Annotated in this window: 13 protein-coding genes; 6 read left to right on the forward strand and 7 right to left on the reverse strand. The window is 59.1% G+C overall.

Annotation, left to right across the window (positions count from 1 at the left end; genetic code table 11):
• Nucleotides 1-33: 33 nt before the first annotated feature.
• The 4 genes from ACQKIK_RS14615 to ACQKIK_RS14630 all read right to left on the reverse strand — a co-directional run bounded on the left by ACQKIK_RS14615 (nucleotide 34) and on the right by ACQKIK_RS14630 (nucleotide 5,024).
• Nucleotides 34-975 carry a triacylglycerol lipase gene (locus ACQKIK_RS14615; protein WP_499136468.1) on the reverse strand — a complete coding sequence of 314 codons (942 nt, stop codon included), beginning with the start codon at nucleotides 973-975 and terminating at the stop codon, nucleotides 34-36.
• 302 nt (nucleotides 976-1,277) lie between these two features.
• Complete coding sequence (gene greB, locus ACQKIK_RS14620) at nucleotides 1,278-1,775, reverse strand: transcription elongation factor GreB (RefSeq protein ID WP_499136469.1); 498 nt, start codon at nucleotides 1,773-1,775, stop codon at nucleotides 1,278-1,280.
• Nucleotides 1,776-1,839: 64 nt separating this feature from the next.
• Complete coding sequence (locus ACQKIK_RS14625; RefSeq protein ID WP_499136471.1) at nucleotides 1,840-4,341, reverse strand: ABC transporter permease; 2,502 nt, start codon at nucleotides 4,339-4,341, stop codon at nucleotides 1,840-1,842.
• A complete protein-coding gene (locus ACQKIK_RS14630; protein ID WP_045426413.1) occupies nucleotides 4,338-5,024 on the reverse strand; it encodes an ABC transporter ATP-binding protein in 687 nt (228 codons plus the stop codon). The genes ACQKIK_RS14625 and ACQKIK_RS14630 overlap by 4 nt, the downstream gene beginning before the upstream one ends.
• Nucleotides 5,025-5,034: 10 nt before the next feature.
• Here ACQKIK_RS14630 and ACQKIK_RS14635 point away from each other — a divergent pair, with 10 nt between their 5' ends.
• The 3 genes from ACQKIK_RS14635 (at nucleotide 5,035) to ACQKIK_RS14645 (ending at nucleotide 6,998) form a co-directional block, all read left to right on the forward strand.
• The gene (locus ACQKIK_RS14635; protein ID WP_045431732.1) at nucleotides 5,035-5,640 is read left to right on the forward strand and encodes an arylesterase; all 606 of its coding nucleotides are present in this window, start codon (nucleotides 5,035-5,037) and stop codon (nucleotides 5,638-5,640) included.
• Between the two features lie 45 nt (nucleotides 5,641-5,685).
• The gene (locus ACQKIK_RS14640) at nucleotides 5,686-5,967 is read left to right on the forward strand and encodes a hypothetical protein (protein WP_045426416.1); all 282 of its coding nucleotides are present in this window, start codon (nucleotides 5,686-5,688) and stop codon (nucleotides 5,965-5,967) included.
• Nucleotides 5,968-6,035: 68 nt separating this feature from the next.
• Nucleotides 6,036-6,998: a L,D-transpeptidase family protein gene (locus ACQKIK_RS14645; protein ID WP_045426419.1), complete on the forward strand. Its 963-nt coding sequence runs from the start codon at nucleotides 6,036-6,038 to the stop codon at nucleotides 6,996-6,998.
• A gap of 88 nt (nucleotides 6,999-7,086) precedes the next feature.
• Here the strand turns inward: ACQKIK_RS14645 and ACQKIK_RS14650 are convergent, their stop codons facing one another.
• A complete protein-coding gene (locus ACQKIK_RS14650) occupies nucleotides 7,087-7,341 on the reverse strand; it encodes an Lpp/OprI family alanine-zipper lipoprotein (RefSeq protein ID WP_029404583.1) in 255 nt (84 codons plus the stop codon).
• Nucleotides 7,342-7,764: 423 nt separating this feature from the next.
• Between ACQKIK_RS14650 and ACQKIK_RS14655 the strand changes: the two genes are divergently transcribed.
• On the forward strand, nucleotides 7,765-8,055 hold the full coding sequence (locus tag ACQKIK_RS14655) for a GNAT family N-acetyltransferase (protein WP_045426423.1): 291 nt from the start codon (nucleotides 7,765-7,767) through the stop codon (nucleotides 8,053-8,055).
• 40 nt (nucleotides 8,056-8,095) lie between these two features.
• Here ACQKIK_RS14655 and ACQKIK_RS14660 read toward each other — a convergent pair whose 3' ends face one another.
• Nucleotides 8,096-9,172: a 3-deoxy-7-phosphoheptulonate synthase gene (locus ACQKIK_RS14660; RefSeq protein ID WP_045426426.1), complete on the reverse strand. Its 1,077-nt coding sequence runs from the start codon at nucleotides 9,170-9,172 to the stop codon at nucleotides 8,096-8,098.
• Nucleotides 9,173-9,436: 264 nt separating this feature from the next.
• Between ACQKIK_RS14660 and ACQKIK_RS14665 the strand changes: the two genes are divergently transcribed.
• Nucleotides 9,437-10,384, forward strand: coding sequence for a putative 2-dehydropantoate 2-reductase (locus ACQKIK_RS14665; RefSeq protein WP_045426429.1), 948 nt, complete (start codon nucleotides 9,437-9,439; stop codon nucleotides 10,382-10,384).
• Between the two features lie 320 nt (nucleotides 10,385-10,704).
• Nucleotides 10,705-11,679 (forward strand): HTH-type transcriptional regulator CysB, encoded by a 975-nt coding sequence (gene cysB, locus ACQKIK_RS14670; protein ID WP_064482502.1) that lies wholly within the window; start codon nucleotides 10,705-10,707, stop codon nucleotides 11,677-11,679.
• Nucleotides 11,680-11,788: 109 nt separating this feature from the next.
• Here cysB and ACQKIK_RS14675 read toward each other — a convergent pair whose 3' ends face one another.
• Entirely contained in the window at nucleotides 11,789-12,523 is a 735-nt protein-coding gene (locus ACQKIK_RS14675; RefSeq protein WP_499136472.1) for a phosphoadenylyl-sulfate reductase, read from the reverse strand.
• Between the last annotated feature and the right edge of the window lie 72 nt (nucleotides 12,524-12,595).

The following is a 12,595-nucleotide window of genomic DNA, read 5'->3' on the forward strand; positions in this document are numbered from 1 at the left end:
CAGGAGGTGGGGCCGAGCGGCCCCACCGGAGCCTCAGAGGCCTGCGTTCTTCAGGCGGTTGGCGTGCTGGCGGTAAATGGTCACAGGATCGGTTTCGAACAGGCTGGTCAGTCCAAGCACCTGGTTGACCTCATCCAGGTGGTTCATCCGATAGTTATCACGGATAACCATGCCCAAATGCGAGCTGCAGCGGCCAACCAGGCCGTCATTGGCTTCGTCAAAGGCCAGCGAGCCGGCGCCCAGCATGGCGTCACTCACATCCAGCGGGTTGGTCAGCGGGCTGGTGCCGCTCCAGGAGTAATAGCGCACCCCATTGACCTTGTACGCGCCTTCGCCGCAGGCGCTGGTCGGAACCCCTTGCGGATATTTCGCGTTGAAACGGGCGGCGCCTTCGCTGTTGAGTGATTCAAGTGAGCCGAGCGAATTCTGTGGTTCGGTACTGGGGCTTCCCGAAAGAAAATGGATCAATGCCCCCATGCCGTTGATGAGCCCGGCGAGTATGGCTTCGCCACCCGAGCCCTCGGGAATCTTGCGCAACAGGTCGGCAACGTCGGAGCCCTTGTGCGGCGCGCCTACGCTGGTGACCGACGCGACCAGGTCGGGACGAACGGCGGCAACATAGCGCACGGTTGGCCCACCGTGGCTGTGGCCGACCAGATTCACTTTCGGTTTGCCACTGATCGCAACGATCTCCTCGACTTGTTGAAGAAGTTCCTCTCCACGCAGCTCCGAGGTGTTGAGTTGGCTGACTTCGGTAACGTAAACCTGTGCGCCATCACGTCGAAGCGCCTGGGGAATGCCGTACCAATAGTCGATGCCAAGCAGGCTGTCGAAGCCGAGCATGCCATGCGCCAGCACGATCGGGTAACGCGTCTGGGTGTAGCCGCTGGAGCTGAATAGGCCGGCCTGGGCTTGGCTTGAAATTGCCACGAAGGTTCCGAGGCATAGAGCGAACACAGTCTTGTTCTTATTCATGATTGCACTCAATCAAGGGTGACTGGACATTGGGCAATCCCTCGCCATTCACCGCGCGTAGCGCGTACTGCAGTGGCTACAGGCGCAGCATTCGTGCCAGTTTGCCAGGCGATATAGATAGGAGGCTCTAGCGCAGGCGTTCCGCCTGCGGGATGGTCGCCGGGCTTGGTGGCGGCCACCGAGGCGTCTGTTACCAGATGGAACATCTGGCTGGGTAGGAAAGTGACGATTTATAAATTAGCCGAAATTAGGCGCTAGATCGAAGAAATACGTGACTGATTGGTCTCAAGATAACTGGTTGGTCATGGGTAGGCGATCGCGACGATGTACCAGAGTTTTGGTCCGGTGGGCGTTTGCACCTGGGCTTCAGCATCCAGCGTTTTTCCAACCAAGGCGCGCGCCAACGGCGAATCGATGCTGATCAGCCCCTGGCGCAGGTCCAGCTCATCTGGCCCGACAATACGGTAGCGGGCCTGCTCGCCATCTTCGTCCTCGACTGTCACCCAGGCGCCAAAATAAACCTTGCCGGGGTCGCTGGGTCGTTCACCGACGACCTTGAGTTTTTCCAGTCGTTTGGTCAAAAAACCTACGCGGCTGTCGATTTCGCGCAGCATCTTCTTACCGTAGGTGTATTCGGCGTTTTCCGAACGGTCACCTTGCGCCGCCGCCTCGCTGACCGACTGGGTAACCTGTGGTCGCTTCACATGCCACAGTTCGTGCAGCTCGGCGCGCAGCCGCGCCTCGCCTTCAGGGGTGATTAGAGGGGTGCCGGCAGGGCGAGGCGGACGATAACGGCTCATGGTATTTCCAGTTCAGGCACAGGCTGGTCATTCTACAGGCTGAAAAACGCACCGCCTGCTCTGGTCAGCTTTCACGCAGCACGTCTAGCGGGCTGGCGTTAAGGGCTCGACGCGTTCCCAGCACGCCGGCCCCACCGACCAGCAGCGCGCCGATCAGCGGTAGCAGTAGCAGCCATGGATGCGGCTGCCAGCGAAGATCGAAGACGAAGTGATAGAGCAGGGCGCTGACCAGTTCACAACCCAATGCGGCAAGTACACCGCTGGCGGCACCCAATACCCCAAATTCGGTACGTCTGGCTCTGATCAATAACGTTCGCTCCGCTCCGAGTGCTCGGAGCAGTGCACCTTGACGAATCCGTTCGTCCAGCGTCGCTTGTAGACCGGCGAACAATACCGCTAGGCCTGCCGCCAACACGAACATCAGCACATATTCGACCGCTAGCGAAACCTGCGACAGGATGCTGCGCAACTGGCTGAGCAAGGCTTCCACCTGCAATATCGTTGCGGACGGAAAATCCCTGGCTAGCTGTACCAGCTCGCGATCCTTTCCTTCGGCCAGATGAAAGCTGGTCATGTAGGTGGCGGGTATATCCTCCAAGGTCTGTGGCTCGAAGATCATGTAGAAGTTGGGTTGGAAGCTGTCCCAGTTGACCTCCCGCAGGCTGGTCACGCTGACGTCGCGGGTGAGGCCACCAACTGTGAAGCTGAGTCGGTCACCCAGCTGTACCTGAAGACTCTCGGCCAGCTCGGCTTCCACCGACACGCCAGGCAGTTCGCCTCGCGCTGAGGGCCACCATTGGCCGGCGGTTAGGCGATTGTCGGCAGGCAATTCCTGGGCCCAGGTCAGGCTCAGGTCCCGACGAATCGCGCGTTCGCCCTGGCTTTCCTTGCTGACCAGCTGGCGCACCGGCTCGCCGTTGATGGCAACCAAGCGACCCGGTACCACCGGATACAAAGGCGCGACGTGATCGGAGAGTGCCTCGATGCGTGCGGCGAATGCGTCCCGGTCGGCGGGCAGGACATTCAGAACAAAATGGTTGGGGGCGTCATCCGGCAATTGGTTCTGCCAGGTGTCGAGCAATTCGCCGCGCAGCAGCCCTATTAGCGCCATGGCGAGCAGGATCAGGCCGAAAGCCAGCGACTGACCAGCCGCCGCCAGCGGGTGTCGGAGCAGTTGCCCGAGCCCTAAACGCCATGTCAGCGACGCCCCGGAAAGCGCTCGACGCAGCCCTTTCAGTGCCAGCAAAAGCAATCCGCCAAGGATCGCGGTGGCGAGCAGACCACCCCCCAGCAGCGCGAGGGTAATCTTCAGGTCCAGACTGAGCCGCCACATGATCACGCCAAGGGCGATGACGGCGGCGCCATACACCAGCCAGGAGCTTGGCGGGATCGGCAGCATGTCGCGGCGCAGTACCCGCAGCGGTGGCACACGACCGAGCGCTGCCAGGGGCGGTAGTGCGAAACCGGCCAGTGCAACCAGGCCGGTTGCAATTCCCGCCAGGGCCGGCCAGAGCGTGGCCGGTGGCACTTCGCTGACCACAAGTTCGCGCAGGAGGAAGAACAACCCATGTTGCGCTGCCCAGCCCAGCAGTGCGCCAACCGTGCTGGCAAACAGGCCGAGGTAGGCGAGTTGCAGGGAATAGAGCATTAGTGCTTCGCGGCGTGACAGACCGAGGCAGCGCAACAGCGCGCTGGCATCGAAGCGGCGCGCCGCGAAACGCGCCGCCGATAAGGCCACTGCGACACCCGCGAGCAGCACGGCGGCCAGGCTGGCCAGGTTCAGGTAGCGCTCGGCGCGCCCCAGCGCACCCCCGATTTGGCGGTTGCCGTCTTTGGCTGTCTCGATGCGTTGATGTGGTTGGAGCTCGGCTTTAATGCGCTCTTCATAAGCTCCCAGCTGTTCGGGCGAGCCGCGCCAGAGTTCGCGATAGCTTACACGGCTACCGGGCTGGACCACGCCGGTGGCCTCGAGATCGTCGAGATGCATCAGCACGCGTGGCGTCAAGCTGTAGAAATCGCCGACGCGATCAGGTTCGTAAGTCAGTACGCGGGTCAGCCGCAGCGGCTTGTTACCCACCTCTATTTGATCGCCGATCTGCAGGTCCAGGGCGGCGAACAGGCGCGCTTCGGCCCAGGCTTCGCCTGGCTGCGGGCCAGGACCTGGTTGTTCTGGCTGGTAGGGCGCTGCTGCACTGCGAAGCTCTCCGCGTAACGGATAGCTATCGTCAGCGGCTTTGACGCTGGTCAGCTGCAGGTTGTCATCCGTTGCGACGACGCTGGAGAACTCAACCACCCGAGCGTGCTGGAGTTGTAGTTGCTCGCCTGCCTTGACCTGTTCGGGTTCGGCCGGCGCGCTGCCGCGCAGCACGAGATCGGCGCCCAGAAACTCGGTTGCACGCAGCAGCATGGCGTCGTTCAGGCGAGCGCCGAAATAGCCAATAGCCGTGCTGGCTGCGACCGCGATCAACAGCGCGAAGAACAATACGCGTAACTCACCGGCGCGCGCATCGCGCAACAGCTGACGCAGCGCTAGCGTTGCCAAGCGGCTGGCGGGTACATTTTTCATCGGCTCAACTCGTCGAGGAGTTGGCGACCGCCTTCCAGGCGGAGCAGATGCTGACAGCGCTGTGCCAAGCGTTCGTCATGAGTCACCAGCACTAACGTCGTGCCGCGTTCGCGGTTGAGCTCGAACAACAGTTCGGTGATGGTTGCGCCCGTATGACTGTCGAGGTTGCCGGTCGGCTCATCAGCGAACAGCACCGCCGGTTCCGCGGCGAATGCGCGGGCCACGGCGACACGCTGTTGTTCGCCACCTGACAGTTGCCTCGGGTAATGGTGCAAACGCGCGCCTAGGCCAACCCGGTCGAGCAGTTCGGTAGCTTTCGCCTGTGCGTCACGGCGGCCATGCAGTTCCAGCGGCAGCATGACGTTCTCCAGGGCGTTGAGACTGTCGAGCAGCTGAAACGATTGAAAGACGAAACCGACGTGTTCCGCTCGCACACGTGCCCGCTGGTCTTCGTCGAGTGCGCCAAGCAGGTGGCCGGCCAGGTGGACCTCGCCAGAGCTGGGCAGGTCCAGGCCAGCCAACAAGCCGAGCAGTGTCGATTTACCAGAACCGGAAGTGCCGACTATCGCAAGGCTGTCGCCCTTGTCGAGACTCAACGACACATCGTCTAGTATCGCCAGCTCGCCTTCCGCGCTGGGTACCGCTTTGCTAAGGTTCCGGGCGTAAAGAATGCTGGCGCTCATGGAGATTCCGATGCGAAATTGGTTGAAAGGTGGGGTCCTGGTTTTGCTGTGCTGGGCTCACGGCGCCTTGGCGGGAACGGTGCTGGTGGTCGGGGATAGTATCAGCGCCGCTTTCGGGCTGGAAACCAGCCAGGGCTGGGTACAGCTGCTTCAGCAACGCCTTGATACAGAGAATCTCGATCATCGCGTCGTGAACGCTTCGATCAGCGGTGACACCAGCGCTGGAGGGCTGGCGAGGTTGCCTGCGCTGCTGGAGGAATATGATCCGGAAGTAGTCATTATCGAATTAGGTGGCAACGACGGGCTCCGTGGTCAGCCGCCGAAACAACTGAATCAAAACCTGTCAGCCATGGTCGACCTATCACGCGAGGCCGATGCCAAGATCGTGTTGCTCGGTATGCGCTTGCCTCCCAACCTGGGGCAACGTTACACAAGTGCATTTGCCGACGCGTTCGACTCGCTTGCAGACGAGCAGAACCTTCCATACGTCCCGTTTTTTCTCGAAGGTGTAGGGGGCGTTGAGGGCATGATGCAAGCCGATCGAATCCATCCCACTGCGAGTGCGCAGCAGCAGTTGCTGGACAACGTCTGGCCGGTGCTCGAACCCTTGCTTTGAAACGTGCGCGCGGCTACTGTCGCGCCCCTCGAATCGGAGCCTCAGATGCCGCGCCCAGCCTGGACCCTTTTTGCCTATCGCCTCATCGTTCCAGACGAGCAGTTCGATCTGTTTGCCTGCCGCGAAAATCGGCTGCACTTGGCATTACGGCAACTTGAGTTGAATGGTCAGGTTGATCGCACGCTTTGTGGCGGTTTTCTTCCAGCGCGCCCGCTCTGGCAAGACATAGAGCGCTCGATTCTGAAAGATCGCCGCCTCTGTCCCGCTTGCCGTGAAGCACTTAGCGCACAGCGTAAAGGCCTTCCGTCTGCCGTCAGCGCCTGGTAGCTCGGCGGCCGTCAGCGGTTCGAGTACAATCGCCGCCAACACGAACACTTTCCCAAGGAAACCCCTGAATGCTTTCGCGTGCGTTTGCAGTCGCCTCCAGTGTGTCACTCGCAGCCTTGCTTTCGGCCGGCCAGTCTGTCGCTCTCGAACTACCGCTACCTCCAGAGGGTGAGGACGTGGTTGGGCAGATTCAGGTGATCAAGGCCAATTACGAGGACACGTTTGCTGCACTCGGCGAGACGCATGACCTGGGCTATCTGGAACTGGTTGCGGCAAACCCAGGCGTGGATCCCTGGTTACCGGGTGAAGGAACCGACATTATCCTACCGACGCGGTACATTCTGCCGCCCGGACCGCGAGAAGGCGTCGTGATCAACCTTGCGGAGTACCGTCTGTATTACTACCCGGAAGGCGAAAACGTGGTGCACACTTTTCCGCTCGGCATCGGGCGTGAGGGGTGGGGCTCCCCGGTGGGCAATACACGGATTTCAGCCATGACAAGCAATCCGGCTTGGTACCCGCCGCAATCTATCCGCGATGAACACGCTGCCGATGGCGATCCTTTGCCAAAGGTCGTGCCGCCAGGACCTGATAATCCGCTTGGTCCTTACAAGATGAGCCTCGCGTTGCCCGGGTATCTCATCCACGGTTCAAACAAGAAATTCGGTATCGGCATGCGCGTCAGTCATGGCTGTTTCCGTATGCTCAACCACAACGTGCTAGAGCTGGCGGGCTTGGTCAAGGTCGGCACCCCGGTGCGGATCATCGATGAGCCATACAAATTTGGTGTGAGCCAGGGCAAGATCTATCTGGAAGCACACACGCCACTTCAAGACGAAGAGAAACCGATGACACTCATGGACAAGCATGCGGTGGTTATCAATACATTGCTCAAGCGTGATGAGGCTTCAGGTTCCCTCCAGCTGGATTGGGAAATGGTTCGTGAGATCATCGCTGGCGAGGATGGCCTGCCTATCCAGATTGCCGAGCGGGGCCAAGCGCTGGCCACTCATGAAGAGCACGTCTTCTAGAATCCGCGCCTGTATATCGCGTCAGGAGAATCTGGCGCGCATAAAAAAGCCGACCTGATGGCAGGTCGGCTTTTTCTTTGCCTGAAGCTTACTTGCGGCTGGCGCGTTCCAGCATACGCAGTGCACGCTCATTGGCTTCGTCAGCAGTCTGCTGGGCCTTCTGAGCAGCCTGCAGTGCCTCGTCGGCACGGCTGTACGCTTCGTCGGCACGCGCTTGAGCGCGGGCAGAGGCGTCTTCGGTCGCGGTCAGGCGGGCTTCGCTTTCTTTGGTCATGCTGTTGCTGCAACCAGTGGCCAGAACTGCGGCGAAAGCCAGAGCAGAAAATTTCAGAACGTTGTTCATCGTGTTCCCCTTAAGGATGAAATCCATGGCAACTCCCGTTATGGAAAGTTGGCGCGCACATACTACCGATTAGTTGCGCTAAGTAAACTGAGCCAAGCAGCCGCTACCACATTTTTTCTGCATGCTCATTCATTTAACGGCAACTGCTGGTCAAACTGGCTGAAAAACAGCCAGAGTCAGCCGCTGCACTCGATACATGGACCGGTGTGAGTACCGAAAAGTTGCAGTTTTCATCTGCGTCGGTCATTTGATTACGGCTCGTTCGGCTTATTGCGCGGCGGCTACTGATTTAAGCAATTGAAGCCAAGTCTTACCTGGCGGTAGCATGCGTCGTCCAGCTAACAATAAGAACGGAGAATACGTGTGGACGCTGCACGTAGTTTCCAAACAAACAGGGCAGGTCAAGCCTGCAGAGGAGGCGAGATGACCGAACAGCTAAACATCCATCATGATCGAACGAGCCATCAGTTCGAGACCACCGTGGATGGTCACCGCGCGTATCTGGCCTATGTTGATCTAGGCAAACAAACTCTGGATATCTACCGGACCTTCGTACCCGATGCGCTGCGTGGTCGAGGTATTGCGGCCGTATTGACCCAGCATGCGCTGGATTACGCCGCGAGGGAGGGCTATACGGTTATTCCATCCTGTTCGTATGTGGAGTGGTACATCGAACGGCAGGGTGCTTCCTCGGACGGTCTCGACCGGGAATAAAAAACGCCGGCAAGCCGGCGTTTTTTCGATTCTGACAGCGTCAGCTGCGGGCGCGGTTGGGCAGTACGTCCTTCAGTTTCGTGTGCATGCCAATAACGGCTTTTTCAGTTGCTTCCCAGTCAATACAGGCATCGGTGATCGAGACACCGTATTTCAGATCGCCGAGGTCCTTGGGAATGGGCTGGTTGCCCCAGCCCAGGTGACTTTCCACCATCAACCCAACGATCGAATTGTTACCCTCCAGGATCTGATTGGCCACGTTGTCCATCACCAGTGGCTGCAAGGCTGGGTCTTTGTTTGAATTGGCATGGCTGCAGTCCACCATGATGTTGGGCTTGATGCCGGCTTTGCTCAGTTCCTGTTCGCAGACTGCGACGCTGACCGAATCATAGTTCGGCTTGCCATTCCCGCCACGCAACACCACATGACCATAGGCGTTGCCCTTGGTCGTGACGATGGAGACCCCGCCGGACTGGTTGATACCCAGGAAACGGTGTGGGCTGGATACGGATTGCAGCGCATTGATCGCTACGGTCAAGCTGCCATCGGTGCCATTTTTGAAACCCACCGAAGACGACAGCCCTGATGCCATTTCCCGGTGAGTCTGGGATTCGGTTGTCCGCGCACCGATGGCCGACCAGCTGATCAGGTCCTGCAGGTATTGCGGCGAGATTGGGTCCAAGGCTTCGGTAGCGGTCGGCAAGCCCATTTCTGCGAGATCGAGCAGTAGCTGACGGCCAATATGCAGGCCATCCTGAATCTTGAACGAGTCATCCATGTACGGATCGTTGATCAGGCCCTTCCAGCCGACCGTGGTGCGTGGCTTCTCGAAGTAGACACGCATAACCAGGAACAGAGTATCCGAGACCTTGTCGGCAAGCACTTTTAGACGCTCGGCATATTCATGCGCGGCTTTCAGGTCATGAATCGAGCAGGGGCCTATCACGACGAACAGGCGATGATCCTTGCCGTCGAGAATGTCGCGTATTACCTGGCGCCCTTCGGAGACGGTCGCCAGCGCTGCAGTGGTCAGCGGAATATCACGCTTCAACTGCTCAGGCGTAATGAGTGTCTCGTTGGAAGAAACGTTAAGGTCATCGATCGGTAAATCAGCCATCGTGTTCTCGTCAATCACAGATGCCGTCCGCCAGCCAATCCCGGTGCGGCGGAGCAGAGCTTGAGGGCGCAGCGGGGAAGCGGAACCTTATCGCGTATTGCGCTGCCTCGACAATCATCTTGAAGTCGGACTGCCATATCGCCGGTGGCTGGCGTGCCAGGCAGCTATCCATAGCTGCTGGGCGCTGCCTGGGGACACTGATAAGGTGACCGTTTAACGTGCGCCAACCATGGCGTCCCACTGATCTGTAGTTGGAGTTCCCGCATGACTGCTCCCAAATCTCGAATCGGAATTATCGGTGCTGGCGCTATTGGCGGCTTTTACGGCGTGATGCTCGCCCGGGCTGGTTACGATGTGCATTTCCTTTTGCGAAGCGAATACGAGGCGGTTCTGCAGAATGGGCTGCAGATAAACAGTGCGGTGCATGGCTCGATGCACCTGGACTCGGTACAGGCCTACCGCGCTGCTGCGCAAATGCCCAAGTGCGACTGGCTGCTGATTGGCGCGAAAAGCACCAGCAATTCGGACTTGGCTCCCCTGATCGCCGAGGCTGCAGCGGAAAATGCCAAAGTTGTGGTGTTGCAGAACGGCCTGGGGGTTGAGGAGACCCTGCGCCAGGTGCTGTCAGACAACATCCATCTGCTGGGCGGTCTCTGTTTCATCTGCGCCTATCGATCAGCGTTAGGCGTTGTGGAGCACCAGGCGCTTGGTGGAGTGAATCTTGGCTACCACTCCGGCCCGGCCAGCGCCGCTGAGCAGCAGAGCTTGGTTGAAGAGGGTGTTTCAATGTTTCGTGCGGCGGGTGTCGACTCTAATGTGGCTACGAACCTCGCGCAGGCGCGTTGGCAGAAGCTGGTCTGGAATCTGCCGTATAACGGTCTTTCCGTATTGCTCGACGCCGGTACGGAACCCTTGATGAAAGATCCTAACAGCCGAGCGCTGGTTAGATCGATCATGCTGGAAGCCTGTGGAGCTGCTGCCGCCTGTGGCGAACCGCTGCCCGATGCGCTGGTGGACCGAATGTTGATGGCCACCGATCACATGCCCAACTATCTGCCGAGCATGTATCACGATCATGTACACGGTCGCCCGATGGAGCTTGATGCGATCTACGCCGCTCCGCTGGCTGCTGCGGCAGGCGCGGGATTCGCAATGCCGAAGACCGAGGCGCTTTACCAGGCTCTGCGCTTCCTGTCAGCACGCGCGCTCTGACGATTTTCGCCAACCCGCCCGGCGGGTCATGTCCGCTGGGCGGTTCTCGGTGCCGTAGTGGTTCGCTTCTCGGCTGCTAAGCTCAATAGGACCGCCAGATACGGGTTATGTGACTGGCCCGGAAATGCGATTGGGTTGGCGGACCTATAACGAGCGAGGGTTGGGCTTGTCGCTCTGCCTTGGCGAAGGGCGGAAGCAGTCTATGGCTCGATATCTGCAGGCGACTCATACGGAAATGGCCTAGAATTCCGCCGTTCTGGTGCTTAAAGTTATAAAAATATGGGTGGCGTCCGGGCGCCATTGGCCTTTGAGGGATCTCTATGAAGCTTCAGCAACTGCGTTACATCTGGGAGGTGGCGCATCATGACCTCAATGTCTCGGCAACAGCGCAAAGCCTGTTCACCTCGCAGCCTGGTATCAGCAAACAGATTCGTTTGCTCGAAGATGAGTTGGGCGTAGAGGTTTTCGCGCGCAGCGGAAAGCATCTGACCAGGGTTACGCCAGCTGGTGAGCGGATCATCACCACCGCTGGAGAGATCCTTCGCAAATGCGAAAGCATCAAACAGATCGCCCAGGAGTTCTCCAACGAGAAGCGCGGCACGCTGAGCATCGCGACCACCCATACGCAAGCGCGTTACGCACTGCCGCCCGTGATCAGTGCATTCATCAAGCAATACCCGGACGTTTCGCTGCATATGCACCAAGGCACCCCAATGCAGATTGCAGAAATGGCCGCAGATGGAACCGTCGATTTCGCTATTGCTACCGAGGGGCTAGAACTGTTCGGCGACCTGGTCATGATGCCGTGCTATCGCTGGAACCGTTGCGTCGTCGTGCCGCAGGGGCATCCGCTGGCAAAACTGGAGAAGCTTACGCTGGAAGCCTTGGCCGAGCATCCAATCGTGACCTACGTGTTCGGTTTCACCGGACGGTCCAAGTTGGACGAGGCCTTCAGCCACAGGGGGCTGTCACCGAAGGTGGTCTTTACCGCCGCTGATGCCGACGTCATCAAGACCTATGTGCGCCTCGGATTGGGTGTCGGGATCGTTGCGCGCATGGCCGTCGATGCAAAGCTCGACCCGGACCTGGTTGTGCTCGATGCGAGCGAGCTGTTCGAACCAAGCGTGACCAAAATCGGATTCCGTCGCGGCACATTTCTGCGCGGTTTCATGTGCGACTTCATTGAAACTTTTGCGCCGCATCTCGATCGCGAAATGCTCGAGAAAGCCGTGCATTGCAAAAATAAGGTCGAGCTGGATGAACTGTTCATGAACGTCGACCTGCCAACCTTTTAGGCCCATCTCGACAAGAGGCAGGGAGCGGGCGAAACGGGAACATTCGGTGCCAAGCCGCGACAAGGGGCCATTCGTAAGCCCCTTCATCGAGAAAGGCTAGCGTCGGTCGTTAGCTTTTAGCGATCAGGTTGCCAGCGTGTAAACCGCATTCCTTCTGGGTCGACTCTTCCCACCACCAGCGTCCCTCACGTTCGTGCTGATTGGGCAGCACCGGACGTGTGCACGGCTCGCAACCAATGCTGATAAACCCGCGCTCGTGCAGGCTGTTATATGGCAGCTCGAGCATGCGGATGTAGCCCCACACTTCTTCGCTGGACATCTGCGCAAGCGGGTTGAACTTGTACAGGCTGTGGCTGGGTGTGGAAAACGCGCTGTCAATCTCGAGCACCGAAACCTGGCTGCGCGTACCCGGGCTCTGATCGCGGCGCTGGCCTGTTGCCCAAGCGCGAACGCCTGATAACTTGCGACGCAGGGGTTCGATCTTGCGAATTCCGCAGCACTCGCCATGGCCGTCGCGGTAGAAACTGAACAGCCCCTTTTCGTTGACCATAGGCTGTAGCAGTGCCGGATCGGGCGTCATGATTTCGATGGGAATACCGTAGTGCTCGCGAACCTGCTCGATGAAGCGATAGGTCTCGCTGTGCAGTCGTCCGGTATCGAGGCTGAACACTTTCACGCTCTTGTTCAGCTTCCAGGCCATGTCGATCAGCACGACGTCCTCAGCCCCGCTGAACGAGATCCACAGATCATCACCGAAAAGGTCAAAGGCAAGTTTGAGAATGTCCTGCGGGGATTTGCCGGCATAGGAGGCTGCCAGCGCGGCTACATCAATGGGTTGGCTCATCAGGCGGCTTCCTTGGTTGGCGCTTGGCGCGCTCTGCTGGCGACGATGTTAACAAACAGTTGTTATGACGCT

This window comes from Pseudomonas sp. NPDC047961, from assembly GCF_050272435.1.
In the GTDB taxonomy this organism is placed as follows: Bacteria; Pseudomonadota; Gammaproteobacteria; order Pseudomonadales; family Pseudomonadaceae; genus Stutzerimonas.